This window comes from Nocardioides sp. YR527 (assembly GCF_900101045.1).
Taxonomy (GTDB): domain Bacteria; phylum Actinomycetota; class Actinomycetes; order Propionibacteriales; family Nocardioidaceae; genus Nocardioides.
The window spans coordinates 500,642-525,924 of record NZ_FNFN01000006.1 but is presented as its reverse complement, the minus strand read 5'-3'; the positions used below and the strand labels follow the sequence as shown (position 1 = coordinate 525,924).

Sequence of the window (25,283 nt, the reverse complement as noted above, 5' to 3'; positions counted from 1 at the left end):
TGTGGTCGAGTGGTCGGGGTGGGGTCGGAGAGGGCGGTCAGCCACGGCGTGCGGGGCGTCTGCGGCCGACGAGGGCGCCCAGGACGTACGTCACGACGACGGCGACGAGGAAGCCGTTGGCGAGCGTCGTGGAGCCGCCGATGAGGGTGGTGAAGTTGTCGATCACCAGCGCGGAGATGCCGAGCAGCCCGATCGCTCCCAGGACGGGCGCGATCCTGGTGTGCCACCACCGGGTGTCGCCGCCCTCACGCCGGAAGAACACGACGATCGCGACGCTGGTGAGGAGCATGACGGCGAGGATCGCCACGATCGAGACCCCGGCCATCCAGGTGAACAGCTCCAGGACCGGGTCGGCGCCGGCCAGCGCGAAGGCGCCCACGAGGACGACGGCCGTCGCCGTCTGGACCAGCGAGCCGACGTACGGGGACCCGTGCCGCAGGTGGACGCCCATCAGCGGTCGTGGCGCGTGCCCGGCACGGGCCAGGGCGAAGACGTAGCGCGCGATCGCGTTGTGGAAGGCCAGCAGCGCCGCGAAGAGGCTGGTCACGAGCATCACCATCATCACGTCGGCGGCGGTGCCGCCGAGGAAGGCGGCAGCGGCGGTGAAGGTGAGGCCGGCCGGGTCGGCCTGCGCGGCGGCCTGCACCTGGTCGCTCCCGAACGCGAGCACCAGTGCCCAGCTCGCGACCGCGTACAGGACCCCGATCGTGCCGACGGCGACGTAGGTCGCGATCGGCACGGTCCGCTTGGGGTCGCGGGCCTCCTCGCCGTAGATCGCCGTGGCCTCGAAGCCGACGAAGGAGCCGATCGCGAACATCAGGGCGATCCCCGGCGAGCCGGAGAAGAACGACGACGGGGTGAACGAGGCGACGTCGACACCCTGTGCCCCTCCCTGGAGCAGGACGGCGGCGGAGAGCATCACGATGAGCGCGATCTCCGCGACGAGCAGGATGCCGAGCACCTTCGCCCCGAGGTCGATGCTGCGATAGCCGAGGAGCGCGACAACGGCGATCAGGACGCCGGCCCACAGCCACCACGGCAGGTCCGGGCCTCCGAACCGCAGGACGACGTCACGCATCGTCGCGGCGGCGAGGCCGTAGATGGCGGCCTGGATGGTCGTGTAGGCGAGCAGTGCCAGCGCGGCCGCCCCCAGTCCCGGCGAGGTGCCGAGCCCCTGGGTGACGTACGCGTAGAACGCTCCGGTGTCCGTCACCGATCGGCTCATCGCGGCGTAGCCGACGCTGAAGACGAGGAGGACGGCAGCCGCGACGACGTACGCCATCGGGGCGCCCGCCCCGTTGCCGAGGGCGATCATCACGGGCAGGGAGCCGGCGACCGCGGTGAGCGGTGCGGCTGCGGCGATGACGAGGAACACGATGCCGGCGACGCCGATCGAGCCCTTCAACGACGATGCGGTGGCCGGTGCCTCCGCCGGTGTGGTGTCGACCATGGGTACTCCCTGATGCGTTATGGTTCAACGGACGTAGAACCAAAGATGTGACGCACGCTACATCGGCGACGCGTCCGCCGACATCGGTAAGACCTTTAGGCCGCCCCGGAAGGAGCCTGATGCCACGGTTGGTCGATCACGACGAGCGCCGCCGCGCGATCATCGCGGCCGCCTGGCGACTGCTGGCCGCGCGCGGCGTCGACGGCGTCAACATGCGTGACCTCGCCGCCGAGGCGGGCTACACCAACGGCGCACTCAGCCACTACTTCGCCGGCAAGGAGGAGATCCTGCGGGCGGCGTACGAGCACGTCCTCGATGCCACCAACGAGCGCATCGAGGCGTCCGTCGGCCGCCACACCGGACTCGCCGCCCTGCGCCGGATGTGCCACGAGATCATGCCGCTCGCGCAGGAAACCGCCCTGGAGGCACGGATCGCGATGTCGCTGTGGCAGCGGGCGATGAACGACGACGCCCTGGCCACGGTCAACAACACCGCGGTGGCCGCCTGGAAGCAGCGCATGAGGCGGCACTGGCAGGAGGCCGTCGACGCCGGGGAGGTGCCTGCGACCGACGTCCCCGGATCGGTCGACCTGCTGATAACGACCCTGATCGGGGCGCAGGTGGTCGCGGTCCTCGACCCGGGCTCAGGGTCACGGGCGGGCCAGGTCGCCATGGTCGACGCGATTCTGGGCGTCTAGCGGGCACCACCGGCGACCCATGTATTATCGTCATCATGACGACTGTCGACCTCCCGCTGCTCCCCCTGGGGCGCGGCACCGACCTGAACTCCGAGCGTGGCGTCGAGTGCCCCGGCGACCTGCCGGCGGCCTCCGACCCCGACCTGGTCAAGCGCGCGATCGCCGCCAAGGAGAAGCTCGGCGAGAAGGTGTTCGTCCTCGGACACCACTACCAGCGCGACGAGGTCATCGAGTTCGCTGACGTGACCGGGGACTCCTTCAAGCTCGCGCGCGACGCCGCCGCCCGCCCGGACGCGGAGTACATCGTCTTCTGCGGCGTGCACTTCATGGCCGAGTCGGCCGACATCCTCACCTCGCCGTCACAGGCGGTCATCCTCCCCGACCTGGCGGCCGGGTGCTCGATGGCCGACATGGCGCGGCTGGGCCAGGTCGAGAAGGCCTGGGCGGCGCTGGAGGAGGCCGGGGTGGCCGAGCAGGTCGTGCCGGTGACGTACATGAACTCCTCGGCCGACATCAAGGCGTTCTGCGGACGCCACGACGGCGTCGTGTGCACCTCGTCCAACGCGCAGGCCGTGCTGGAGTGGGCCTTCGAGCAGAAGTCCGACGCCAAGGTGCTCTTCTTCCCCGACCAGCACCTCGGCCGCAACACCGCCGTGCTCAAGCTCGGCATGTCCCTGGGCGACTGCGTGGTCTGGGACCCGCTCAAGCCCGGCGGCGGCCTGTCCGCCGAGGAGCTCCAGGCGGCCAAGGTGATCCTGTGGAAGGGCCACTGCTCGGTCCACGGCCGGTTCTCCCCCGACACCATCGACGACCTGCGCGCCGAGATCCCGGGTGTGCAGATCCTGGTCCACCCCGAGTGCCAGCACGAGGTCGTCCTCAAGGCCGACCTGGTCGGCTCGACCGAGTTCATCATCTCGACCATCGAGGCGGCTCCCGCCGGGTCGGCCTGGGCGATCGGCACCGAGCTCAACCTGGTCAAGCGCCTCGCCAACGCCCACCCGGACAAGCGCATCGTCTTCCTCGACCGCACCGTCTGCTACTGCTCGACGATGAACCGCATCGACCTCCCCCACTTCGTCTGGGCCCTCGAGTCCCTCGTCGAGGGTCAGGTCGTCAACCGCATCGAGGTCGACCCCGACACCGAGCGCTACGCCAAGCTCGCCCTGCAGCGCATGCTCGACCTGCCGGGGCTGGCTCCGGCCGCCGCCGCTGACGACTGACACCCTCGCCGAGGCGTCACCCCGGTCGGCCGAGGCGTCACCACGGTCGGCCGAGCTGGCACCACGGTCGGCCGAGCTGGCACCAGTTTGACGTCTCGGCCGACGTACGTGACGTCTCGGCCGACGTACGTGACGCCTCGGCCGACGTGGGTGACGCCTCGCTCAGGTGTCGTTGAGCCAGGCCAGGACGGCGAGGACTCGGCGGTTGTCGTCGCCGGCCTGGGGGAGGTCGAGCTTGGTGAGGATCGAGCTGATGTGTTTGCCGACCGCCTTCTCGGTGACGAAGAGCCGGGCGGCGATGGCGGCGTTGGAGCGGCCCTCGGCGATCAGCGTCATCACCTCGCGCTCACGCTCGGTGAGCCGGTCGAGCGGGCGTTCGCGGCGGGTGAGGAGCGCGGCGACGACCTCCGGGTCGAGCACGGTCCCGCCGCCGGCGACCTGGCGTACCACCCCGAGGAAGGCGTCGACGTCGGCGACACGGTCCTTGAGCAGGTAGCCGACCGCGCCCTCTCCCCCGGCGAGCAGGTCGCGAGCGTAGAGCGGCTCGACGTACTGGCTCAGCACCAGCACCGGAAAACCTGACCGCGCCCGTCTGGCCTCGATCGCCGCGGTGATGCCCTCGGTGGTGAAGGACGGCGGGAGACGTACGTCGACCACGGCCGCGTCCACGTCGGGCCGGACCAGGGCCCGCGCCAGGGCGGGCGCGTTGTCGACGGCCTCGACGACCTCGATCCCGCCCGCTTCGAGGATCCGGGTGAGGCCGACGCGGAGCAGCGCCTGGTCCTCGCCCAGGACCACCCTCAGATCCGGCAAGGCACCTCCAGCGTAATCAGGGTCGGGCCGCCGGAGGGGCTCTCGACCTCGACGGTGCCGTCGAAGGCCGCCAGTCGGGTCGCGACCCCGGCGAGCCCGTGCCCGGTCGCATCGGCGCCGCCGCGGCCGTTGTCGCCCACGACGATCCGCAGCCGCTGCCCGTTGTGGCTGCCGCGTACGAACGCCCGGTCGGCACCGGAGTGCTTGACCGCGTTGGCCAGGCACTCGGCCACCGCGAAGTAGGCCGCCGACTCGACAGGGTCGGGCAGGCGCCCGGGCAGGTCGATGGCGACGGTGACCGGCAGCGGCAGTCCGGCGGTGAGGGCCTGGACGGCTCCCACGAGGCCACGGTCGGCGAGCACGGGCGGCAGGATGCCGCGTACGACTCCACGCAGGTCCTCGAGCGCGGACACCGTGGTCTCGCGGGCCTCACGCAGCAGCTCGGCGGCGGCATCCGGGTCGGTCGACATCAGCTTCTCGGCCAGCCCGACGCTCATCCCGACGGCGGCGATCCTGGCCTGGGCACCGTCGTGGAGGTCACGCTCGATGCGGCGCAGCTCGGCCGCCGAGTGGTCCAGCGTCTCGGCACGGGTCGACTCGACCTTCTCCACCCTGGCGGCCAGCGCGGCGACCTGGTCCTGGCCGAAGATGCCACGCTCGGCCACCGCCCGCGCCCGGACGAGACCCGGCGTCGCCACCCACCACACCAGCAGCAGCGGGCCGGTGAGCAGGAGCAGCAGCCAGGCCACCCAGTTGATGCCGACGAACGCCAGGATCAGCCAGGTCAGCGGCGCGGTCACGAACGCCACGGGCAGCAGGGAGAGTACGAAGCCACCGGTCGCCGAGAAGCAGCAGAAGGCGAAGTCGCGCCAGCGCGCCTTCTCCCGAAGCCACCGGAACGGCCGGCTGAGGACGGGCCGCGCACTCAGGTCCGCGTACGTCTCCGGGATCCTCTCCCCCAGAAGCATGCCGCTCACCCGCCGATGCACTCCGGCGACGGCCTCGGTGGCCGGCACCGCACCCAGGGCGATCCCGATGCCGACCCCGAACACCAGCCCGAGCGGGATCGAGAGCACGGTGAGGATCACCAGCACCAGCGCGGGCGCCATCATCAGGGCATAGCCCAGCGACAGTCCGGTCAGCCGGAGCCGCTCGACGAGCGCCTGCCCGCTGAACGGCTCCGGTCGCAGGGTCCGGATCGGTGCATCCCACTCGGTCATCAGGAGTGAGTGTGACATCAGCGAGCGCCGGACGTCGTGCGTAATGCCCGGCTCGTCGCGCCGGCCGCGGAGACCAGCGTGAGCGCCACGGCACCGGCCACCAGCACGGGCGGCAGCCAGAGCTGTGCGTCGGGAACCAGGCCCTCACCCCGGACGTAGGCGAACGGGACGATCGTCGCCTGCGCGGCGAGCAGACCGATGACGGTGCCGACCGCGGCGACCACGCCGGCCTCGGCGAGGATGGAGCCGCGCACCTGACCTGGAGTGGCGCCGAGCAGCCGCAGCCTGTACAGCTCCAGGCGGCGGTCGGCGAGGAGGGCGGCGAAGGCGTTGACGACCATGATCGCGGCGAACGCGCAGATCATCGCGGTGACGACGTTGTTGAGCAGGTTGGCCGTCTCGAAGCCCTCGACGACCTCCGGGGGCAGACCGGTGGGCAGCGTTCGCTCGTCGATCCCGACCAGCATCAGGATGCTGACCGAGGCCGCGGAGAGCACCATGACCGGCGCGAGAACCCCGGCGAGCAGGTGGGACCTGCGCGAGGTGTTGTACGCCGCCAGGTGACCGCTCGTGCCGCCCAGCAGCGGCCGCAGCACCCAGCTGCCGGCCCGCAGCAGCAGCGGTGCCAGCGCCGCGAGACCCACCGCGACCACAAGGCCGAGGGAGCCGGTCATCGCCATCGCCTCAGACGGGTCAGCGGCGTCCTTGCCCGTGGCCATGGTCATCGCGACCGAGGACGAGGCGAGGCCGACAGCGACCGCGGCCACCACCCAGCGCCACCAGGCGAGCCGACCGGTGCCTGTCCTGGCTTCGGAGAGGACGACCGTCGCCGGTCCCCGGGAGGCACGTGACCCGGCCATGCCGGCGGCGGTCAGGGAGACGAGCAGGAGCAGGACGACGGTCGCGGCGAGCGCGGTCAAGCCGCCCGAGTGGGCGACCTGCTCGCTGACGACGCCGCCGGACTGCAGCAGGTCGAGGAGCGCTCGGCTGGTCAGGCTCGCCACGGCGGCTCCGAGGACGGCGGCGACGAGCGCGACCAGGAGAGTCTCCGCCCGCACCAGGGCGCGGACCTGACGGGGCTCGGCACCGACGGTGCGCAGCAGACCGATCTCGACCTCGCGCTGCCGGACGGTGACCCCGACGGTGGAGACGATCGAGAAGAGCGCGATGACGGTGCCCCAGGCTCCGACCACTCCCCCGAGGATGAGCAGGGTCTCCCGCTCGGCGCTCGGCGTGCCGGGTTCGAGGGCGACCTGGATCAACGGCGTGAACGACCCCATCACGGCCGTGCCCAGCAGGATCGCGACGAAGGTCGCGGTCATGGCGGTGGCGCGGTGGCGCAGCGAGCGCAGTGCCAGGGTCAGCATCACACGAGCTCCTGCTCGGTCCGGGCGGTGAGCTCGTCGAGATGCGCCATCTGGCCGGCGACGGCCTCGGCGGCGGGGTTCTCCATCCGCCCCACGGCGCGGCCGTCGACGAGGAAGACCACGCTGTCCGCGTACGCAGCGGCGACCGGGTCGTGGGTCACCATCACCACGGTCGCACCGAGCTCGCGGACGAGGCTCCGGAGCAGGGCGAGCACCGAGGCGGCCGTGTGCGAGTCGAGGGCTCCGGTGGGCTCGTCGGCGAGGATGATGTCGGGGCCGGTCGCCAGCGCCCGGGCGATCGCGACCCGCTGCTGCTGGCCGCCGGAGAGCTGTGCCGGCAGGTGCCCGGTGCGATCGCCCAGACCGACGCGGTCGAGCAGCTCGCGGATCCGGGGACGGGCCGCCGCGTCGATCCGGCCACCGGCCAGCCGCAGCGGCAGCGCGACGTTCTGCTCGGCGGTGAGGTAGGGCAGCAGGTGGAAGCCCTGGAAGACGAACCCGATGCGCTCGCGGCGCAGCCTGGTCCGGCGTGCCTCGGTCAGCTCGGTGACGTCCTGGCCGGCGATGACGACCCGGCCGCCCGTGGGCTGCTCCAGCGCTCCGGCACAGGTCAGGAAGGTGGACTTGCCGGAGCCGGAGGGCCCCATCACGGCGGTGAACGTGCCCGGCGCGCAGACCAGGTCGAGTCCGTTGAGTGCGGCCACGGCGGCCGCACCGGTGCCGTAGGTCCTGGTGAGGCCGGTGACCTCGAGGGCGGGTGTGGTCATGGGTGGCTCCTGCGGTTTCGGGTGGCTGATGTCACCCTTCGACGCTAAGGAACCGGCCGCTCACCCACGATGGGCTCAAGGAGCCGAACCGGGTAGGGAAAACCCCACCTCATCCCTCGGACGAGCGCGGGAGGCGTACGGCGATCGTGGTGTCGCCCGGAGCACTGGCGAGGGTCACGGTGCCGCCGTGGGAGGTGACGATGGCGTGGACGAGGGCGAGACCGAGGCCGGCGCCGCCGTCGCGCTGCCGGGCCTCGTCGGCGCGGGTGAAGCGCTCGAACGCGTGCGGGACCAGGGCCGGAGGGAAGCCGGGGCCGTCGTCGTGGACGTCGAAGCCGTCAGGACGTACGCGGACCGTGACCGTGGTGCCGGCGGGCGTGTGCCGGCGCTCGTTGGTGAGCAGGTTGCTGATCACCTGGTGGAGTCGCTGGGCGTCGCCGGTGACGATCACCTCGGCCTCACCGGAGTCGGCGCCGGCCGGAAGCTCGAGCCGCCAGGTGTGTGAGGGGTCGACGACGCGGGCGTCGTCGACGGCCTCGAGGAGCAGCCGGGTCAGGTCGACCGAGTCGCGGGCGAGCGGTCGGCCCTGGTCGAGGCGCGCGAGCAGGAGCAGGTCCTCGACCAGCGCGGTCATCCGCAGCGACTCCTCCTCGACCTTGCCGAGCGCCGCCGGGACCGCTTCGGGCCGCTGCTGGGCCAGCTCGGTGTAGCCGCGGATGGTGGTCAGCGGGGTGCGCAGCTCGTGGGAGGCGTCGGCGACGAACTGGCGTACCTGCTGCTCGCTGCGGTGACGTTCGGCCAGCGAGGTCTCGACATGGTCGAGCAGCGAGTTGAGCGCGGCACCGACCTGGCCGACCTCGGTGTCCTCATCAGTGAGTCGCTCGGGCACCCGCTCGCTCACCGAGACCTCCCCGGAAGAGAGCGGAAGCGCGGCGACGGTGTGCGCGGTGGCGGCGACCTCGCGCAGCGGGCTGAGCTGGCGGCGCACGATGACGTAGCCGGCGCCCGCGGCAGCCAGCACACCCAGCAGGGTCAGCAGGGCCTCCCAGAAGATCAGGCTCTCGATGGTGTTGTCGACCTCGTCGGTCGACATCCCGACGACCTGCACCGCCTGCTCACCCGTGCCGAGGAAGCCGGACTGGGCGACCACTCGGTAGGTGCCTTCGTCCAGATCGACATCGTGTGGTCGGGCATCGACGCGTACGTCCTCGAGGATGTCGAGGTCCGCCTCGGACAGCTCGTCCTCCGCGTCCGGGTCGAACCCGCCGATCTGGCTGTCCGTGGCAGAGGACTCCGGGAAGACCGCTCGGATCGCACCCGGCGGAATGTTGGGCATCCCCGCGGGTCGCGGTCGACTCACCGACATCGCCATCTCCTTGACGTCCCGGTCGAGACGGTCCATCAACGTCTCGCGCAGCGCGATCGTCGCGAAGGTGGCGATCAGGAGCGAGACGACCAGCACCAGGGAGACCGCGGTGATGACCAGGCGCGAGCTGAGCGGCGCGACCAGTCGCTTGAGACGGCCGCCGCTCACGCGACCACCTCCGTCGCGCAAGCGCCATGGTACGGACGTGGTCGCGTGACACTTTGACGGTTCACTCGCTGACGCTCGTTCACTCAGCGGCCTTCAGCACATAGCCGGCGCCGCGCATGGTGTGGATCATCGGCTCGCGGCCGGCGTCGATCTTCTTGCGCAGGTAGGAGATGTAGAGCTCGACGACGTTGGCCTGGCCACCGAAGTCGTAGGACCACACCCGGTCGAGGATCTGGGCCTTGGACAGGACCCGGCGGGGGTTGCGCATCAGGAAGCGGAGCAGCTCGAACTCGGTCGCGGTGAGGCTGACCTCCTCCCCGGCACGGTGCACCTCGCGGGAGTCCTCGTCCATCGTCAGGTCGCCGACGCGGATCACCGAGTGCTCCTCGACCCGCGTCGCACCGGCCCGCCGCATCAGCCCACGCAGCCGGGCGACGAGCTCCTCGAGCGAGAACGGCTTGGTCACGTAGTCGTCACCACCCGCGGTCAGCCCGGCGACCCGGTCCTCGACCGCGTCCTTGGCGGTGAGGAAGAGGACGGGTACGCCCGGGTTGGTCGACCGCACCCGGCGCAGGACCTCGAGCCCGTCGAAGTCGGGCAGCATCCAGTCGAGCACGATCGCGTCGGGAGCGGTCTCCTTCGCAGCGGCGACGGCCTTGGAGCCGGAGTGGGCCATGGTGATCTCCCAGCCCTCGAACCGCAGCGCCATCGCGATCAGCTCGGCGATGTTCACCTCGTCGTCGACGACGAGCACCCGCAGCGGCGACCCGTCGGCGCGGGTCAGATCCTGTCCTCCAGCAGTCATGACTCCATCATGCGGCCGTTTGCTGTGCGGTGCCTGTGAGGTCGCTGTGGCGTGTCGATGTCATCGCCGGGTCATCGCCGGGTCATCGCCGGGGTCATCGCTGAGCGCCACCTGGCATGCCGCCACCCTGCCCGCCGGGGCCACCACCACCCGGCATCTGCACGTTGTTGCCGCCGCCCGTACGTCCGAAGCTCCGCTCCTCGGAGGTATCGCCGCTCGGCAGGTCCTGGGAGAGGTCGGCCAGGACGACCCGCTGCCCCTTCTCGAGGCCGTCGGTGACCTCGATCCGGGTGGTGCCGACCAGGCCGGTGGTGACCTGCTTGCGCTCGGTCGTGTCACCGTCGAGGACCAGCACCGAGCCGTTGGAGAGGGCAGAGGCCGGGATCGTCGCCACGTCCTCCGCGGAGCCGACCACGACCTCGACGGTGGCCATGTTGCCGGCGAGGAGGTCGAGACCGGTCTCATCGAGAGTGACGGTCACCGGGAAGGTGCTGCTCCCCGAGGAGGTGTCGGGGACCTGGCCGACCAGGGTGACCTTGCCCGGGAGCGGCTCCTCGGCACCCGCCGGGGTGACGTCGGCGACCTGACCGGTCCGGAGCTGCTCGACCTGGGTGGCGCTGACGGTCAGCTCCACGCTGGTCAGGCCCTCGGCGATGAGGGTCACCGCCTCGGTGCCGGCTGACGCGCTCTCGCCCTTCTTCACGGCGACCGAGGCGACCGTGCCCGCGGCCGGTGCCTTCAGCACCGCACCCGCGAGCGCAGCCTTGGCCTCGGCGACGTCGGCCTTCGCCCGGTCGATCTCGGCCTGGTCCTTGGCCAGGGTCGCGGCGGTCACGCTCTGTCCTCCGCCGGAGCCACCCGATCCACCGGATCCACCGGAGGCACCCGACCCGCCGGTGGCGCCCGACCCGCTCTGGCCGCCGCCGCTCTGCTCGCCCTGGGCGCCGCCGGTGCTCGGCATCTGACCGGACCCACCGGAGGACTGCCCCGAATCCTGCTGGCCGCCGCCGGACTGGTCCGGGCCGTCCCCACCGGACGAACCGGCGCTCGCGAGCGTCTCGTCCAGCTGCGCGATGTAGTCCTTCAGGTCGGCCTTCGCGGTCGTCACCGCCGTCTTGGCCTCGGCGACGGCCGACTGGGCCGAGCCGAGCAGCGCGGTGGCCTCGGTGACGGTCCCACCGGCCGAGTCCTGGGCGCCGAGCGCGGTCTCCAGGTCCGCGTCGCAGGCCTCGGAGGTGTCCTGGCCACAGGACTCCTGGGCAGCCTTCAGCGCGCCGGCGAGCTCACCGTCCTCGTCGAGGGTGCCGCCGGAGGCGACCAACGCGGTCAGCTTCTCCAGGGCCGAGGCGAGGTCGGTCTGCGCGGTGCCGAGCTCGGTGTCGGCGGCGTCGAGCGCCTTCTGGGCCGAGACCACGGCGTTCTGCAGCCTCTTCACCGTGGCGACCAGATCGGCCGTCGCGTCGGTCGATCCGCCGGTCGAGACGCCGCTCGCGGTCGTCGAGGTCGTCCCTGTCCAGACTGCCGCGACGACCTCGTTCGAAGGCGAGGCGCCGGTCGCGGAGCTCGGCGAGGCGGTCGTCCCCGAGCCGGAGGCCGACGTCGAGGAGACACCGGAGAGCTGAGCCTCCTTGTCGCTCGCCAACTGCGCCCGGGCCGCGGCGAGCGTGGCCTTGGCGGCGGTGAGCGACTTCTTCAGTGACGTACGGTCCAACCGGGCCACCACCTGGTTCTTCTTCACGGTCTCGCCCTCGGCGACGACGGCCTCGACGGTCCCGTCGGTGGCGAAGGCGAGATCGGCGCGGCCGTTGGGCGCGACGGTGCCGGTCAGCGAGAGGGTCTGCTCCACGTCTGCGGTGGTGACCGCGGCGGTGCGGTAGCCGGCCGAGGACGAGGCGGTCGCTGCGTACGCCGTGTAGCCGCCGCCCGCGACCACGATCAGCGCCGCGGCACCGGAGGCCGCCTTGACCCAGGTACGGGAGACGCGCCTCACGAGGACGCCCCGTCCTGGCCCGGCGCGCCGCCCGGCATCCCGCCGCGGCCACCGAAGCCGGTGGTGCACTCACCCTCGACCGGGTCGGAGACCGAGATCCGCTCGGCGGTGACCGCCCCGGTGTCGTCGGCCTCGCCGGTGGCGGTCACGCAGGTGCCGACGACCAGAGCGCTCTTGGTGGCCGTCTTCGTGGTCGTGTAGGTGGTCTCGGAGCCGACCGTGACCGTGACCGATGTCGTCTCCTCGGAGTCGCGCGAGGTGGCTGCCACGGTGAAGCCCGAGTCACTGACCTCGGTCACCTCACCGGAGGTGCCCATGCCGCCGCCCATGCCACCGGGGCCGCCCGACGGCATCCCCTCGGGCATGTCGCTGGGCATGTCCGACGGCATCCCCTCGGGCGCACCCGAAGCGTCACCCTCGGGTCGCTGGCCGGCTCCGAAGCCACCGCCGCCCGCGCAGGACCCGTCGGTCTTCTCGGTGATCCGGACGGTCCCGGCGGTGACAGCGGTCTCGCTCGACTCCGAGTCGTCGGCGGTCGTCACCATGACGCAGCTGCCGACCGCGACGTCGGCCAGCGCGGCGCTGACCTGCTGGCTGATCGTGGTCTCGTCGGTGTAGGTGACCGCGGTCTGGGCATCGCTGCCCTGGACCTGCAGCGTGCTGCCGTCGATGGCGGCGATCTCGCCGGAGGTGCCCGGCATGCCGCCGCCCATCCCGCGGCCCTGTCCCTGCCCCTGGCCCTGGCCGTACCCCTGCCCCTGCTGGTCGGTGGCAGCGTCGCTGTCGGCACCACAACCGGTCAGGGCGATGAGCCCGACCGTGGCGAGGGCGGCGAGCGACATCACCCGGGAGCGGCGCGCGCTGGGCATGAACGTGTTGGTCATCGAGATTCCTTCGTACGTCGAGATGGTGGTGTCACTCGCTGCGGAGCGCGTCGATCGGGGTCAGGCGAGCGGCCCGGCCGGCGGGGTAGACCCCGAAGCCGACGCCGAGCGCCAACGAGGTGACCAGCGCGGCGGCGGTGGCGAGGAGGGACAGGGACACGGGCTGGTCGATCAGGCCGGGCAGACCCCAGGCGCCGATGGCGGCGATGACGATGCCGACGACACCGCCGGCCAGTCCGAGCAGGGATGCCTCGGCCAGGAACTGGCGCCGGATCACCGACGGGGTCGCGCCGAGGGCCTTGCGCAGGCCGATCTCGCGGATCCGCTCGGTGACGGAGACGAGCATGATGTTCATGACGCCGATACCGCCCACGAGCAGCGAGATCGCCGCGATGCCGCCGAGGAGCACCGTCAGGGTCTTGTTGGTGGCATTGGCGGTCTCGACCAGCGAGTCCTGCGAGGAGATCGAGAAGTCGGCCTCGTCGGCGCTCACCCCGTGGAGGTTGAGCAGCAGCGCGTTGATCTCCTGGTAGGCCGCCGGCAGGGCCTCGTCGGAGACCGCCTCGACGTAGACCGTCGAGACCGAGCTGCTGGTCGAACCGGTCAGCGACTTCGCGGTGCCCAACGGCGTGACCGCGGTGTCGTCCTCGGTGGAGCCCGACGAGCTCGCGCCGGTCGACTCCAGCACCCCGATGACGGTCAGCGCGGTGCCGCCGACCGAGACCGTCTCCCCGACGGGGCTGCCCGGTCCGGTGAAGAGCTCGGAGGCGGTGTCGGCGCCGAGCACGACCACCTTCGCCCCCGAGGCGACCTCCTCGGAGGTGAAGAACCGGCCGGTCGCGACCTCGCGCTTGCGCACCTGCGGCCACGTGGTCGTGGCACCGACCAGCGAGGTCGTCCAGTTGGTCGAGGCGGTGTCGAGCTGGGCGTTCGAGGTGGTCACCGGGGCGACCGCCTTCACGTCCGGCGCGGCCTCGGCGTCATCGAGCGCCTCGGCGTCGGGGAGGGTCAGCGTCGAGGCCGACCCGAAGCCGCCGCGTACGCCTTCCGAGGAGGTCGAGGATCCCGGCGAGACGATCAGCAGGTTGCTCCCCAGCGCGCTGATCTGGCTCTTGACCTCGTCCTGCGCACCCTGGCCGAGGCCGACGGTGAGGATGACGGAGGCGATGCCGATGACGATGCCGAGCATCGTCAGCAGCGACCGCAGCCGGTGCGAGCGCACCGCGTCCCAGGCGGTCGCGAGAGTCTCCGCCCAGCTCATCGAACCGCCTCCGTGGCGAGCACCAGCTCGTCGGCCGTGATCAGGCCGTCGCGGATGGTCAGCCTGCGGCCGGCGCGTGCGGCGACCTCGTGCTCGTGGGTGATCAGCACGATGGTCCGCCCGCTCGCGTGCAGCTCGTCGAGCAGCGCGAGCACCGCCTCGGTCGAGCCCGAGTCGAGGTTTCCCGTCGGCTCGTCGGCCAGGATGATGTCCGGCTCGGTGACCAGCGCCCGGGCCACCGCGACCCGCTGCTGCTGGCCACCGGAGAGCTCACCGGGCCGGTTCTCGAGCCGGTCGCCGAGCCCGACCCGCTCCAGGGCCCGGGCGGCGCGCTCGCGCCGCTGCGACCTGGGCACGCCGGCGTACATCAGCGGGAGCTCGACGTTGCGCCAGGCCGGCAGGCTCGGCAGCAGGTTGAACTGCTGGAAGACGAAGCCGATCCGCCGGTTGCGCACGTGGGCGAGGGATGCCTCCGACATCGTCGAGACGTCCTCGCCACCGAGGTGGTAGCTGCCCTGCGTCGGCACGTCGAGGCAGCCGAGGATGTTCATCAGGGTCGACTTGCCGGAGCCGGAGGGCCCGATCACGGCGACGTACTCCCCAGCCTCGATCTCCATGTCGACGCCACGCAGCGCCTCGAACTCGATCGATCCGGACCGGTACGTCTTCCGCACGCCGTCCACGGAGACGACCGGGGCGCTCGGGCTCACTGACCGCCGCCCATCTGAGGCATCCCGCCACCGGGGAACTGACCGCCGCCGGGCATCTGCCCCGTCTCCCCCTCGCCGCCGAAGCCACCGAAGCCGCCCTCCTGGCCGCCTTCCTGGCTCCCGGACCTCGAGCCGCCGGGACGGGTGAAGCCCTCGATCTCGACGGTGTCGCCCTCGGCGAGCCCATCGGTGATCTCGGTCGTGGTGCCGTAGACCTCGCCGATCGTCACCGCGGTCTTGACCGTCTTGCCCTCGACGACCTTCTGGACGTACGCCTGGTCGCCGTCGGTGGTGATGGCGGCGCTGGTCACGGTGAGCACGTCCTCGCGCTGCTTCACGGTGATCTCGGCCGTGGCCGAGGTGCCCGGGTAGAGGTCGTCGCGCTCACCGGTGACCGTGATGCTCACCGGGAAGACCGCGGCGCCCGAGGAGCTCGTCTCGGCGACCTTGCCGACCGTCGCGACGGTCCCGAAGACCTCCTCGTCGACCCCGTTGACGGTGACGGTCGCCTGCAGGCCCTTCTTCAGGGAGGCCGCGTCGTCCGCGCTGACGGTCGCCTCGACGACATGGTCTCCTGCGGAGACGATCGAGACGGTGCCGGTGCTCGTCGATGTCGAGGAGCTGTCGCTGCTGGTGCCGCCCGAGGAGCCGCCCATCGACGAGCCGGACCCACCGGAGTCACCGCCGGATCCACCGGAGGAGGAGCCCGAGGAGCCGGACGAGGAGCCCACGACGTCGCCGACGGCGATGTCGAAGCCGGTGATAGTACCGCCGATCGTGGCGCGCAGCACGGCGTCGTCCACGGCCTGGCGGGCGGAGTCGAGGTCGGCCTCGGCGGCCGCGACGGCGGCCTCGTCCGAGGCGATCTGTACGTCGGAGGCGCCCGCGGACTCGTCGGTGTCGAGCTGCTCCTGGGCTGCGGTGAGGGCCGACTTCGCTGCGGTGCGGCCGGCCACCAGGGTGGTGTCGTCCACCCGGGCCAGCGCGTCGCCCTTCTTCACGGTGTCGCCCTCGGCGGCGTAGATCTTCGTCACCGTGCCGGAGACCTCGAAGGACAGGTCGGCGGTCTCGGCCGCCTCCACGGTGCCGCTGGCCGACACCGTCTCCTTCACGGTTCCAGACGTCGCCTGGACCTGCATCGCCTGCGCCTGCGCGGTCTCCTCGCGGGTGAGCGCCCAGGCGCCCGCTCCGCCACCGACCAGCACTGCCGCCACTCCGGCGGCGAGCAGGATCCGGGCAGTACGCCCGAGCCTCCGCCACCGCTCCGTGAGTCTCTTGCGCACCACACTGCCTCTCTCCTACGCCCCGGCGGCGCCGGAGGTCTGACGAGAGGACTGTCGTGCGCGTGGCTGTGCGAGAGGTCGGCTCCGCCTGTGGAGAGGCTATGAATCGGTCGCGTCGCCGACTCGGCGAGCGGTGTGGACCATCAGGTCCGCACGCACCTCCACCTGCTCGGGGAGGACCGCGGCCAGGTCGGCGAAGAGCGCGGACCGGTCGGCGCCCGGGAGGATCCGGACCGCGGAGACGGTGTCGAGGTGGCGCACGTAGTCCGCACGAGCGAGGCTGAACCGGCGCGGCACCTCCCGCTCGCGTACGTCGCACAGCCGGCCGTCGGCCAGCATCTCGTCCCCGGGGAACAGCATCGGCGCGTCCACCGCTGACGGCGCCGGCACGTGGCGGCCCTTGGGGGCGTACGCCGCGATCAGCTCGTCCTCGACGGCCGCGACCTCGTGGTCGGCCAGCACGAACGGGCCGCCGAAGAAGGCCACCGCTCCCCCGTCGCGGACCAGGCCGGTGGCGAGGTCCCACCGCGTCGCCGGCGCCGTCCAGTGCCAGGCGGCGGCCACGTAGAGCAGGTCGAACGGCTCGAAGGCCGCCGGGTCGAGCTCCTCCAGGGCGGCGTGCACGGCGGTCACCGGCAGTCCGGAGCACTCGCGCCGGAGCACGCCGAGCATGTCGACGTCGGGGTCGGTCGCGACCACCTCGATCCCGGCGGCCGCGAAGGTCCGGGTCGCCTTCCCGGTGCCGGCACCGATCTCGATCGCCCGTCGCACCGGGCCGACGGCGACCTCGCTCACCAGCGCCACCAGCTCGTCGGGGTAGCCGGGACGGAACCGCTCGTAGTCCTCCGCGACCGCGCCGAAGCTCCGTGACCGTTCCATCGCTCAGAGCCCGGGGGCGCCCCAGACGGCAAGCCAGCGGGAGAGATCCTTCTCGACCGGAAGGTCGCCCTCGATCGCGCTGCGGACGTTGATCTCGAGCAGGTTGTCGCGCTGCTGAGGGCCGGTGGGGACGAAGGGGTAGAAGGTGCCCTGCTTGTAGAGGTAGATCAGCCCGACGCTGCGTCCGTCGGCGCCGCGGAAGGCGATCAGCGAGCACAGCAGGCCGGGGCCGAAGCCGTTCATCTCCAAGGTGGTGTTGACCGCGTGGAGGTCGGTGACCAGTCCGGTGATGTCGGGGTTGGCCGGGTCCAGCGACTCGTGGTCGACGCTGAGCCAGGTGAAGCCGAACTCGTCGACGCTCGTGGTCACCGTCGGCGCGCCCTCGGAGGCACCGAGGAGCTCGACGATGTCGTTCTGCGTGCCGGCGAAACCGGCCCCGGCCGCGGCCCGGTAGCAGACCGCTCCGTCGCCGGTCGGGACCAGCCCGAGCGAGGTCTGCATGGTCAGCGCGGCGGTCGGCACCGCGAACAGTGCGTCGAGGTTGGCCTGCTTCGGTCGCGTACGACCCGTGATGACGTCCCAGAAGCCCACGAAGCCGACCCTACTGGGTCGGGCGGCCGAGCTCGGCCTCGATCCTGGCGAGCTGCTCCAGGCGCTGCTCCAGCGAGGGGTGCGTCGATGTGAGCGTACGCAGCGACTGGCCGCTGATCGCCGGCGCGATGAAGAACGCGTTCATCGCCTGCGAGGACCGCAGGTCCTTGCTCGGGATCGCGGAGATGTCACCCGTGATCTTCTGCAGCGCGCTGGCCAGCGCACCCGGCTTCATCGTCAGCTGCGCACCGGCCCGGTCGGCAGCCAGCTCGCGGTAGCGCGACAGCATCCGCAGCAGCAGCCACGAGACGGCGTAGACGGCCAGCGAGACCAGCAGCACCACCAGCCACACCGGGAGACCGTTGTTGTTGTCACGGCGGCCGCCACCTGCGAGCGCGCCGTACTGGGAGCCGCGGCTCAGCATCCCGGCCACGATGCCGGCCGAGGAGGCGACCGTCATCACCAGCACGTCGCGATGGGCGACGTGGGACAGCTCGTGGGCGAGCACGCCCTCGAGCTCCTCGGCGCTCAGGCGCTGCATGATGCCGGTGGTCACCACGACCGCGGACCGCTTCGGCGAGCGGCCCGTGGCGAAGGCGTTGGGCATGTCGGTGTGCGCGATCCCGACCCGCGGCTTCGGCATGTCGGCCAGCGTGCACAGCCGATCGATCATCGCGTGCAGCTCAGGGGCCTCCTGGGCCGACACCTCGCGCGCGCCCATGGCGCGCATCGCGAGGGTGTCGGAGGCGTACCACTGCCACCAGGCGATGCCGAGCCCGACGATGCCGATGATCGGCGCCCACTGCGCGGGCATGACGAACATCAGCGCCACGATGAGCCCGACGAACAGCGCGCCGAGCAGGAACATCACCGTGGTCATCCGGGCGGTCAGCCCGGCATCACCTTGGAAGCGCGACATGGTTCTGGTTCTAGCCGGGGATGAGGCCCTCGTCGCCGAGCATCTCGGAGACCTCGGCGAGCGTGGAGCCGGGGCCCGGGAGGATCAGGTCGGAGGAGTCGATCGAGTCGACCGGGTGGGCGGTGCCCATCGAGCGTACGCCTTCGAGCAGCGCCTCCAGGGCCGCGTCGAAGACGGCCTCGTCGGTGCCTTTGCAGGCGGTCTCGACCGCGGCGTCGAGCTCGTTGAGCTTGTCGACGGAGGCCTCGTCGAGGTCGTACTGCCCCTCGCCCAGGATGCGTACGATCACTGCTCGGCCTTCTTCTCGGTCGACTCCACGTCGATGACCGGCGCGTTGGCGTCGGCACCGGGAAGCGCCTGCGTCTGCTGCGGGGCGCTGAGGCCCTTCAGCGCGGCGAGCTCGGCCTCGACGTCGCTGGTCGAGCTGAGCGCGTCGAGCTGACGGGTGATGTCGTCGGAGGGGCCGGCGGTGAGGTCGTCGAGCGCACCGGAGGCGAGCAGCTCGTCGACGGCGCCGGCGCGAGCCTGCATCTCCAGGGTCTTGTCCTCGGCACGCTGCATGGCCATGCCGACGTCGCCCATCTCCTCGCCGATGCCGGAGATCGCCTCGTTGATGCGGGTCTGCGCCTCGGCGGCGGTGTAGGTCGCCTTGATGGTCTCCTTCTTGGTGCGGAAGGACTCCACCTTGGCCTGCAGCCGCTGCTGGGCGAGGGTCAGCTTCTCCTCCTCGCCCTGGAGGGTGGCGAGCTGGGTGTTGAGGTCGTTCATCTGCTGGGTGAGACCGCTCTTGCGGGTGAGGGCCTCGCGGGCCAGGTCCTCGCGGTTCATCTCGATGGCCTTCTGGGCCTGCTGGGTGAGCTTGTCGGACTGCTGCTTGAGCCCGTTGATCTGCAGCTCGACGCGCTTGCGGCTGGTCGCGACGTCCGCGACACCGCGGCGCACCTGCTGCAGCATCTGAAGCTGCTTCTGGTAGCTGTAGTCGAGCACCTCCCGTGGGTCCTCGGCCTTGTCGAGCGCCTTGTTTGCCTTCGCCTTGAAGACCAGGCTCAGCCGCTTCATCACACTCATCGCTTCCCTTTACGCCTCTCATATGCGGCCGACCGCCGGCCGCCCCGCGTCGTCGCTTGCCGCTGGACTCTCGTCGTCCTAGGACAAGTGTTGCCTCTCACCTTAGGCCGGGTCCACAAAACTCGCTGTCAAGGCCCATCGGGATACCCTGTATGTGTCCCAGCCAACAGGTAAGAGGTCACTTAAGTTGTTCGGTCGCAAGTCCCCAGCCCCGCAGGTCGTCGAGCCCGAGAACCCGGTCAAGGAGATCGGCAAGGGTCGTCCGACCCCTTCGCGCAAGGAAGCGGAGGCGGCGCGCAAGGCGCGCCTCAAGCAGCCGCGTACGCGCAAGGAGATCAACGCGGCCAACCGCGCCCAGCGCTCGGACCAGGGCGACAAGATGCGCCAGGCGATGAAGACCGGCGACGAGCGCTACCTCCCGCTGCGTGACAAGGGCCCGGTCAAGCGCTTCATCCGCGACTGGATCGACGCTCGGTTCACCTTCGCCGAGATCGTGCTCCCGGTGCTGATCATCGCGCTCGTGGTGCCCTACATCAGCCTCGAGCTGGCGATGTACTCCCAGCTCTTCACCCTTGTCGTGATGGCCACCGTGATCATCAACCTGGTCGCGCTGCGCTTCCTGCTCCGCAAGGAGCTCAAGCGCCGCTTCCCCGACAACGACCTCAAGGGCACCACCTACTACGCGATCATGCGCTCCATCCAGATCCGCCCCCTGCGCCTGCCCAAGCCGCAGGTCAAGATCGGTTCCCAGCTCCCCGACGACTACCGCTGAGGCTCGCCCGACCCGGGCGGGTCCTCGACCTCGCAGACCAGGCTGGCGCTGCCACCGCGGTGATGGAAGCTCCAGCCGCTGGCCAGGTCGGTCAGCTTCTCGGCGACGTAGGGCTCCGGCTCGGCGGCCGGCATCGAGGTGAGCGTCCAGCCCGTGGAGAGCTCGACCCGGGTCGGCGTACGCCACGCCAGCTTGACCCAGATCTCGCCCGGCAGGTTCGAGATGGCCACGTGGACGCCGAAGGCGGCGAGCACCTCGAGCCGGTTGGCGGCGCGGTCGCCGACGACCCGTGAGTCGGTCCACGCCCGTACCTGGCTCATCGCCTGGTCCGGCGTCAGCAGCTCGACTGCTTCCTCGCCCTCCGTCTCGTGGACGTGGTTGCTCATCAGGTGACCTTTCGGGTGGGGGATGGTGTGGCCGGAGCCGTACGGATGTCCCAGATGGTGTCGAGGCCGGCACGGCGCAGCCGCCCGGCGAGCGCCGGGTCGGCGTTGCGGAGGCGAAGGGGTACGCCCCGCTTCCCGCAGCGCCGCTTGGCCCACAGCAGCGCCGCGACGGTCGTCGAGGAGAACCCGGTCAGACCTGCCAGGTCGACCACGACCGCCTCCGGACCTCCCGCGAGCATCTCCGTCAGCCGCCAGCGCAGGTTGTGGATAGCCCGCGCAGGCAGGTGGCGTCCGAGAACGGGACGACGACGGTCTCGTCGTGCGGGTAGAAGTCCTCCTCGCTCATGCGGCCCACACTGCCCACGCCGTATGGAGGGCCCTTCGCAGTTTCGTGTCAGTTTCGTGTCACTTGCGGCCGGTGGGCCGCCACGGCTCGGCCTCCTGGCCGGTCGGGTGAGACGATGCGGGACGTGCAAGAGGCAGCCAAGCGAGTGCTCATCCTGGAGGACGACTACGGGCTGCGTACCTCTCTCCGGCTCTTCCTCGAGCAGGAGGGGTACGTGGTCGGCGAGGCCGACGATGCCGAGATCGCCCTCGACCTGGACGCCGCCGAGCCGTTCGACGTGATGCTCGTCGACCTGATGCTCGGTGGCATCGACGGGTTCACCTTCATCCGCGGCGTTCGCCCACGGACGACCGCCCCGATCATCGTGATCAGCGCCCGCGACGGGTCCAAGGACGTGGTCGCGGCGCTGGAGGCAGGAGCGGACGACTACGTACGCAAGCCGTTCGACGTCGCCGAGGTCAGGGCCCGGATCAAGGCCGCGCTGCGGCGCCCGGACTACCCGCTCGTGTCCTCCGCCGGCGGCTACACCCCGATCGGGGGCATCGTGCTCGACTCGACCGACGGACCGCTGGTCTTCGACCCGGCCGCCGCCACCCTGCGTCGCGGCTCCGAGGACCTGCACCTGACCAGCACGGAGTTCAAGCTCCTGCTGGCGCTGACGGCCGGTCCCGGCCGGGTGATGACCCGCGAGAACCTGGTCAGCCAGATGTGGCCCGAGGGCCACCACGGCGACGTCCGGGTCGTCGACGTGCACGTCAGCCGGTTGCGCAACAAGGTCGACAACGACCCGGTGGCCGGCGGGGTCATCTCGACGGTCCGTGGACTGGGTTACCGGCTGGACCCGCGGTGATCCGGGGGCAGGTCCGGCGCGGGCTGCGCGCCAACGTCGTGGCGGCGTTCGCCGCCGGCGCGCTGTTGATCAGCCTGATCCTCGCCTTCAGCACCTACTTCTCCGCGCGTCACTACCTGATCGTCCAGCGCGAGCGCAACGCACTGCAGCAGGCCTACATCGACGCTGCACTGGTCAAGGAGCGGCTGCGTACGAACGGCGTGAACGTCGCCGAGGTCCTCTCCGAGATCGCCCCACCGAGGCGCACCACGGTCTTCGTCCACCAGGACGGCCAGTGGTACTCCTCCGATCTCGCCACGCAGGCCCACGACGCCACCAGCAACGTCGCGACCAGCGTCGAGGCCGGAGAGGTCGCGCTGTCCTGGACCGATACCGGCGACCGGCCCAACATCGTGGTCGGCGTCCCGCTCGAAGGTGTGGGCGCCGACTACTACGAGGTCACCCACGCCAAGGAGCTCAGCGAGACCCTCGACACGATGGGCTACGCGCTCGCGATCTCGGCGGCCGTCACGACCCTCGCCGGCGGAGTCCTGGGTTGGTACGCCGCCCGCCGGGTCCTACGGCCGCTGCGACAGGTCGCGCTGGCCGCCGCACGGATCTCCGCCGGGGAGCTCGACACCCGCGTCGAGGCGACCGACGACCCCGACCTGGCCACCCTCACCGGGTCGTTCAACACGATGGTCGACACCGTCGTCGAGCGTCTCGACCATGACGCCCGCTTCGCGGCCGACGTCAGCCACGAGCTCCGTACGCCGGTCGCCACCCTCACCACGAGTCTCGGCGTCCTGCAGGGCGACAGCACGCTCTCGCCGAGCTCGGCGACCGCCGTCGGGCTGATGGCCGGCGAGCTGGATCGGTTCCGTGGTGCGCTCGAGGACCTGATCACGCTGGGACGACTCGACGCGGGCGTGCGCGAGTCGGAGTGGGAGGTGCTCGGCGTCGCGGACCTGGTCGCCGCGGCCCTCGCCGAGGCCGAGATCAGCGGCAGGGCCACCGTCGAGGTCCCCGCCGACCTCGCGATCTATGCCGACCGGCTCCAGGTGCACCGGGCACTGGCCAACCTGGTCCGCAACGCGGAGACCCACGGCGGCGGACTGACCACGGTGCGCGCGATCGCCCGTCGGGGCTACGCCGAGATCCATGTCATCGACTCCGGACCCGGGGTCCCCGCCGCCGAACGAGAGCGCATCTTCGACAGGTTCGCCCGGATGGGCGCCCGCGGCGCGACCACCGGGAGCGGACTGGGGCTGAGCATCGTCGCGCAGACCGCGCAGCTCCACGACGGCTCGGTCTGGTGTCGTGAGGCCGACTCCGGCGGCGCCGACTTCGTGCTCTCCTTCCCGCTGGCGCCCACGGCGAGGACCGCCTCGGGACGAGAGGCGTCATGAGGGCGCTGCGTACGTCATGGGCGGCGGGCGCCGCCGGCCTCCTCCTGCTCGCGGTGGCGTCGTGCGGAGTCCCCACCGACGACGAGGTGCGCACCGTCGACCCCACGGAGGTGCCCTACCACCTGCTCGAGGACGTGGACGAGGTCCCCTCGGGCACGGCGAGCGGGCTCTCCGGGCCTCGGCTCTACTGGGTCGACGCCGAGGGCCGGCTCGTCGGCCGGCCAGCGGCGAGCTTCTGCTCGAAGACCCTCGCCGGGGTCGCGAGAGACATCCTCGGCCAACTCGGGGACGGGCCCTCGGCGCGCGACCTGGGCTCCGGCCTCGGCACGGCCCTGCCGCCGGACAGATGGCTGAAGCTCGTGGCGATCACCGACCGCACCGCCCACCTCCGCATCTCGACCGAGGACACGATCGCCACCAACCGGGTCGTGCTCGCGACGGCGCAGACGGTGCTGTCGCTGACCTCGATCCCCGGCGTGGACCAGGTGGAGATGGAGTACGACGCCGAGCCGCTGCAGGTGCCGCGGTCCTCGGGTGAGCTCGCCGACGGACCGCTGCGGCACGACGACTACCGCAGCCTGCTCGCCGATCCGGCCGAACAGCCCACGGACAGGCGGCTCCGCCGCGGCGACCTCTGCCCGGGCTGAGCCGGCTCTCCTCCAGGATCAGACGAGACCGAGGACTTCCTCCAGGCCGATCGTGAGCCCGGGCCGCGAGCCGATGCCGCGGACCGCGGCGAGCACGCCGTGGGCGAAGGAGGCATGCGAGAGCGAGTCGTGGCGGATGGTCAGGAGCTCGCCGACACCGCCGAGGATGACCTCCTGGTGGGCGACCGATCCGGACATCCGCAGAGAGTGCACCGGGATGCCCTCCACAGAGGCCCCACGAGCCCCGTCGAGGGCCGAGGTGGTCGCGTCGGGCGCCGGGTCCACCCCGGCCTCGCGGCGCGCCGCAGCGACGAGCTCGGCGGTCCTGCGTGCCGTACCCGAAGGAGCGTCGGCCTTCCGCTCGTGGTGGGTCTCGACGATCTCCACCGACGGGAAGTGGGCGGCGGCGAGCTCGGCGAACCGCATCATCAGCACCGCGCCGACCGAGAAGTTGGGCACCACCATCGCGCCGACGCCCGGGGTCTTCGCGAGCCAGGTCTCGAGCTGCTCGACCCGGTCGGGCCCGAAGCCCGAGGTGCCGATCACCGTGTGCACGCCGTGGGACAGGCAGAACTCCGTGTTGCCCATCACCGCCTCGAGCGTGGTGACGTCGACGGCCACCTCCGCCCCGGCGTCGGTGATCGCCGACAACGCATCGCCACGACCGATCCTGGCGACGAGCTCGAGGTCGTCGGCGGAATCGACGGCATCGCAGACCGCCGAACCGAGCTTGCCACGTGCACCGAGAACAGCCACCTTAGTCATGAGGCCACACCTTATAGATCACGCTCCAGCAACGATCGACCACCATCCGGTGAACAATTTGCGAGGCTCGTCCTGAGCTTGTCGAAGGGGCTGTGCACGGAACCGGAGGAGGATCTGGCAGTCTTGGACCCATGGTGGTGCAGACGATCCCTGCTCGGATCCGTTGGGCCGTTGATTTCATGGACATTCAACCGAACGATCATGTCCTTGAGATCGGCTGTGGCCCGGGGGCTGGTGCCGAGCTGATCTGTAGCCGGCTGGAGACCGGAAAACTGTTTGCGATCGACCGCTCGGAGTCGGGTGTCGATCGTACGAAGCGACGTTGCGCGAAGTACCTGGAGGCGGGCCGCCTCACCGTCCGCCAGATCGACCTCGCAACGCTGCGGGTCCCGGTCAAGCGGCTGACGAAGGTATTCGCGTTCAACGTCAACCTGTTCTGGGTGCGTGACGCATCCGCCGAGATCGCGCTGCTCCATGAGCGCGTGCTGCCCGGCGGCACCGTCAACCTCTTCTACGAGGCCACCCAGCGCGAACAGGTCCCCGAGATCATCGAGAAGTCGAGCAAGGCCCTGGCCGACGCCGGCTTCCGCGTCTCCATCGTCGACTCCAAGGTCCCCGCCGCCGTCGGGATCATCGGCAAGCGCTGACACTCACCGCCGAGTCGGCTCGT

Annotated in this window: 27 protein-coding genes; 7 read left to right on the top strand and 20 right to left on the bottom strand. The window is 71.1% G+C overall.

What is annotated here, in order from left to right:
- Positions 1–37: 37 nt before the first annotated feature.
- Positions 38–1,450 (bottom strand): APC family permease, encoded by a 1,413-nt coding sequence (locus tag BLT25_RS20805; protein WP_091049898.1) that lies wholly within the window; start codon positions 1,448–1,450, stop codon positions 38–40.
- Positions 1,451–1,569: 119 nt separating this feature from the next.
- Here BLT25_RS20805 and BLT25_RS20800 point away from each other — a divergent pair, with 119 nt between their 5' ends.
- Positions 1,570–2,148 carry a TetR/AcrR family transcriptional regulator gene (locus BLT25_RS20800; protein WP_091049896.1) on the top strand — a complete coding sequence of 193 codons (579 nt, stop codon included), beginning with the start codon at positions 1,570–1,572 and terminating at the stop codon, positions 2,146–2,148.
- Between the two features lie 35 nt (positions 2,149–2,183).
- Positions 2,184–3,368, top strand: coding sequence for a quinolinate synthase NadA (gene nadA / locus BLT25_RS20795; RefSeq protein WP_091049893.1), 1,185 nt, complete (start codon positions 2,184–2,186; stop codon positions 3,366–3,368).
- Between the two features lie 162 nt (positions 3,369–3,530).
- Here the strand turns inward: nadA and BLT25_RS20790 are convergent, their stop codons facing one another.
- From BLT25_RS20790 to BLT25_RS20715, 16 genes are all read right to left on the bottom strand, one after another.
- Complete coding sequence (locus tag BLT25_RS20790; protein ID WP_091050130.1) at positions 3,531–4,172, bottom strand: LuxR C-terminal-related transcriptional regulator; 642 nt, start codon at positions 4,170–4,172, stop codon at positions 3,531–3,533.
- Entirely contained in the window at positions 4,169–5,401 is a 1,233-nt protein-coding gene (locus BLT25_RS20785) for a sensor histidine kinase (protein WP_091050133.1), read from the bottom strand. Before BLT25_RS20785 ends, BLT25_RS20790 begins: the two co-directional genes overlap by 4 nt.
- Before the next feature lie 17 nt (positions 5,402–5,418).
- Positions 5,419–6,768 carry an FtsX-like permease family protein gene (locus BLT25_RS20780; RefSeq protein WP_091049891.1) on the bottom strand — a complete coding sequence of 450 codons (1,350 nt, stop codon included), beginning with the start codon at positions 6,766–6,768 and terminating at the stop codon, positions 5,419–5,421.
- Positions 6,768–7,535, bottom strand: a complete 768-nt coding sequence (locus BLT25_RS20775) for an ABC transporter ATP-binding protein (RefSeq protein WP_091049888.1) — start codon at positions 7,533–7,535, stop codon at positions 6,768–6,770. The genes BLT25_RS20780 and BLT25_RS20775 overlap by 1 nt, the downstream gene beginning before the upstream one ends.
- A gap of 109 nt (positions 7,536–7,644) precedes the next feature.
- Entirely contained in the window at positions 7,645–9,069 is a 1,425-nt protein-coding gene (locus tag BLT25_RS20770; RefSeq protein ID WP_091049886.1) for a sensor histidine kinase, read from the bottom strand.
- A 79-nt stretch (positions 9,070–9,148) separates the two neighbouring features.
- Positions 9,149–9,874: a response regulator transcription factor gene (locus tag BLT25_RS20765; RefSeq protein ID WP_091049883.1), complete on the bottom strand. Its 726-nt coding sequence runs from the start codon at positions 9,872–9,874 to the stop codon at positions 9,149–9,151.
- A 94-nt stretch (positions 9,875–9,968) separates the two neighbouring features.
- Positions 9,969–11,864, bottom strand: a complete 1,896-nt coding sequence (locus BLT25_RS20760; RefSeq protein ID WP_091049881.1) for an efflux RND transporter periplasmic adaptor subunit — start codon at positions 11,862–11,864, stop codon at positions 9,969–9,971.
- Positions 11,861–12,748, bottom strand: a complete 888-nt coding sequence (locus tag BLT25_RS20755; protein WP_091049879.1) for a DUF5666 domain-containing protein — start codon at positions 12,746–12,748, stop codon at positions 11,861–11,863. The genes BLT25_RS20760 and BLT25_RS20755 overlap by 4 nt, the downstream gene beginning before the upstream one ends.
- A gap of 31 nt (positions 12,749–12,779) precedes the next feature.
- Positions 12,780–14,009: an ABC transporter permease gene (locus tag BLT25_RS20750; RefSeq protein ID WP_091049877.1), complete on the bottom strand. Its 1,230-nt coding sequence runs from the start codon at positions 14,007–14,009 to the stop codon at positions 12,780–12,782.
- Positions 14,006–14,719, bottom strand: coding sequence for an ABC transporter ATP-binding protein (locus tag BLT25_RS20745; protein ID WP_091049874.1), 714 nt, complete (start codon positions 14,717–14,719; stop codon positions 14,006–14,008). The genes BLT25_RS20750 and BLT25_RS20745 overlap by 4 nt, the downstream gene beginning before the upstream one ends.
- Entirely contained in the window at positions 14,716–16,002 is a 1,287-nt protein-coding gene (locus BLT25_RS20740) for an efflux RND transporter periplasmic adaptor subunit (protein WP_256328704.1), read from the bottom strand. The genes BLT25_RS20745 and BLT25_RS20740 overlap by 4 nt, the downstream gene beginning before the upstream one ends.
- Before the next feature lie 99 nt (positions 16,003–16,101).
- A complete protein-coding gene (locus tag BLT25_RS20735) occupies positions 16,102–16,881 on the bottom strand; it encodes a class I SAM-dependent methyltransferase (protein WP_091049870.1) in 780 nt (259 codons plus the stop codon).
- Positions 16,882–16,884: 3 nt separating this feature from the next.
- Entirely contained in the window at positions 16,885–17,472 is a 588-nt protein-coding gene (locus BLT25_RS20730) for a PspA-associated protein PspAB (protein ID WP_091049868.1), read from the bottom strand.
- A gap of 10 nt (positions 17,473–17,482) precedes the next feature.
- Positions 17,483–18,391: a zinc metalloprotease HtpX gene (gene htpX, locus BLT25_RS20725; protein WP_091049866.1), complete on the bottom strand. Its 909-nt coding sequence runs from the start codon at positions 18,389–18,391 to the stop codon at positions 17,483–17,485.
- Positions 18,392–18,401: 10 nt separating this feature from the next.
- Positions 18,402–18,680, bottom strand: coding sequence for a PspA-associated protein PspAA (locus tag BLT25_RS20720; protein WP_091049865.1), 279 nt, complete (start codon positions 18,678–18,680; stop codon positions 18,402–18,404).
- Positions 18,677–19,459 carry a PspA/IM30 family protein gene (locus BLT25_RS20715; RefSeq protein ID WP_218131428.1) on the bottom strand — a complete coding sequence of 261 codons (783 nt, stop codon included), beginning with the start codon at positions 19,457–19,459 and terminating at the stop codon, positions 18,677–18,679. Before BLT25_RS20715 ends, BLT25_RS20720 begins: the two co-directional genes overlap by 4 nt.
- A 187-nt stretch (positions 19,460–19,646) precedes the next feature.
- Here BLT25_RS20715 and BLT25_RS20710 point away from each other — a divergent pair, with 187 nt between their 5' ends.
- Positions 19,647–20,231: a DUF3043 domain-containing protein gene (locus BLT25_RS20710; RefSeq protein WP_091049861.1), complete on the top strand. Its 585-nt coding sequence runs from the start codon at positions 19,647–19,649 to the stop codon at positions 20,229–20,231.
- On the opposite strand, the gene BLT25_RS20705 is transcribed toward BLT25_RS20710, so the two are convergent.
- Complete coding sequence (locus BLT25_RS20705; protein ID WP_091049858.1) at positions 20,222–20,617, bottom strand: hypothetical protein; 396 nt, start codon at positions 20,615–20,617, stop codon at positions 20,222–20,224. The two genes, BLT25_RS20710 and BLT25_RS20705, sit on opposite strands and share 10 nt — an antisense overlap.
- A complete protein-coding gene (locus tag BLT25_RS30500; protein ID WP_256328703.1) occupies positions 20,617–20,856 on the bottom strand; it encodes an STAS domain-containing protein in 240 nt (79 codons plus the stop codon). Before BLT25_RS30500 ends, BLT25_RS20705 begins: the two co-directional genes overlap by 1 nt.
- Positions 20,857–21,078: 222 nt before the next feature.
- Between BLT25_RS30500 and BLT25_RS20695 the strand changes: the two genes are divergently transcribed.
- From BLT25_RS20695 to BLT25_RS20685, 3 genes are read left to right on the top strand one after another with little or no spacing between them, the layout of a single operon-like run.
- On the top strand, positions 21,079–21,813 hold the full coding sequence (locus tag BLT25_RS20695; protein WP_091049856.1) for a response regulator transcription factor: 735 nt from the start codon (positions 21,079–21,081) through the stop codon (positions 21,811–21,813).
- The gene (locus BLT25_RS20690) at positions 21,810–23,201 is read left to right on the top strand and encodes a sensor histidine kinase (protein WP_091049854.1); all 1,392 of its coding nucleotides are present in this window, start codon (positions 21,810–21,812) and stop codon (positions 23,199–23,201) included. Before BLT25_RS20695 ends, BLT25_RS20690 begins: the two co-directional genes overlap by 4 nt.
- Positions 23,198–23,848, top strand: coding sequence for a GerMN domain-containing protein (locus tag BLT25_RS20685; protein ID WP_091049851.1), 651 nt, complete (start codon positions 23,198–23,200; stop codon positions 23,846–23,848). The genes BLT25_RS20690 and BLT25_RS20685 overlap by 4 nt, the downstream gene beginning before the upstream one ends.
- Before the next feature lie 18 nt (positions 23,849–23,866).
- Here BLT25_RS20685 and dapB read toward each other — a convergent pair whose 3' ends face one another.
- Positions 23,867–24,613: a 4-hydroxy-tetrahydrodipicolinate reductase gene (gene dapB / locus BLT25_RS20680; protein WP_091049849.1), complete on the bottom strand. Its 747-nt coding sequence runs from the start codon at positions 24,611–24,613 to the stop codon at positions 23,867–23,869.
- Positions 24,614–24,744: 131 nt separating this feature from the next.
- On the opposite strand from dapB, the gene BLT25_RS20675 reads away from it, so the two are divergent.
- A complete protein-coding gene (locus BLT25_RS20675; protein WP_091049846.1) occupies positions 24,745–25,260 on the top strand; it encodes a class I SAM-dependent methyltransferase in 516 nt (171 codons plus the stop codon).
- Positions 25,261–25,283: the final 23 nt, after the last annotated feature.

Bases quoted from the DNA above. Each gene is read 5' to 3' on its own strand.
- dapB (WP_091049849.1), bottom strand. From the start codon at position 24,613: ATGACTAAGGTGGCTGTTCTCGGTGCACGTGGCAAGCTCGGTTCGGCG.
- BLT25_RS20705 (WP_091049858.1), bottom strand. From the start codon at position 20,617: ATGAGCAACCACGTCCACGAGACGGAGGGCGAGGAAGCAGTCGAGCTG.
- BLT25_RS20785 (WP_091050133.1), bottom strand. From the start codon at position 5,401: ATGACCGAGTGGGATGCACCGATCCGGACCCTGCGACCGGAGCCGTTC.
- nadA (WP_091049893.1), top strand. From the start codon at position 2,184: ATGACGACTGTCGACCTCCCGCTGCTCCCCCTGGGGCGCGGCACCGAC.
- BLT25_RS20780 (WP_091049891.1), bottom strand. From the start codon at position 6,768: ATGCTGACCCTGGCACTGCGCTCGCTGCGCCACCGCGCCACCGCCATG.
- BLT25_RS20675 (WP_091049846.1), top strand. From the start codon at position 24,745: ATGGTGGTGCAGACGATCCCTGCTCGGATCCGTTGGGCCGTTGATTTC.
- BLT25_RS20735 (WP_091049870.1), bottom strand. From the start codon at position 16,881: ATGGAACGGTCACGGAGCTTCGGCGCGGTCGCGGAGGACTACGAGCGG.
- BLT25_RS20755 (WP_091049879.1), bottom strand. From the start codon at position 12,748: ATGACCAACACGTTCATGCCCAGCGCGCGCCGCTCCCGGGTGATGTCG.
- BLT25_RS20750 (WP_091049877.1), bottom strand. From the start codon at position 14,009: ATGAGCTGGGCGGAGACTCTCGCGACCGCCTGGGACGCGGTGCGCTCG.
- BLT25_RS20685 (WP_091049851.1), top strand. From the start codon at position 23,198: ATGAGGGCGCTGCGTACGTCATGGGCGGCGGGCGCCGCCGGCCTCCTC.
- BLT25_RS20695 (WP_091049856.1), top strand. From the start codon at position 21,079: ATGCGGGACGTGCAAGAGGCAGCCAAGCGAGTGCTCATCCTGGAGGAC.
- BLT25_RS30500 (WP_256328703.1), bottom strand. From the start codon at position 20,856: ATGCTCGCGGGAGGTCCGGAGGCGGTCGTGGTCGACCTGGCAGGTCTG.
- BLT25_RS20800 (WP_091049896.1), top strand. From the start codon at position 1,570: ATGCCACGGTTGGTCGATCACGACGAGCGCCGCCGCGCGATCATCGCG.
- BLT25_RS20715 (WP_218131428.1), bottom strand. From the start codon at position 19,459: ATGAGTGTGATGAAGCGGCTGAGCCTGGTCTTCAAGGCGAAGGCAAAC.
- htpX (WP_091049866.1), bottom strand. From the start codon at position 18,391: ATGTCGCGCTTCCAAGGTGATGCCGGGCTGACCGCCCGGATGACCACG.
- BLT25_RS20775 (WP_091049888.1), bottom strand. From the start codon at position 7,535: ATGACCACACCCGCCCTCGAGGTCACCGGCCTCACCAGGACCTACGGC.
- BLT25_RS20805 (WP_091049898.1), bottom strand. From the start codon at position 1,450: ATGGTCGACACCACACCGGCGGAGGCACCGGCCACCGCATCGTCGTTG.
- BLT25_RS20765 (WP_091049883.1), bottom strand. From the start codon at position 9,874: ATGACTGCTGGAGGACAGGATCTGACCCGCGCCGACGGGTCGCCGCTG.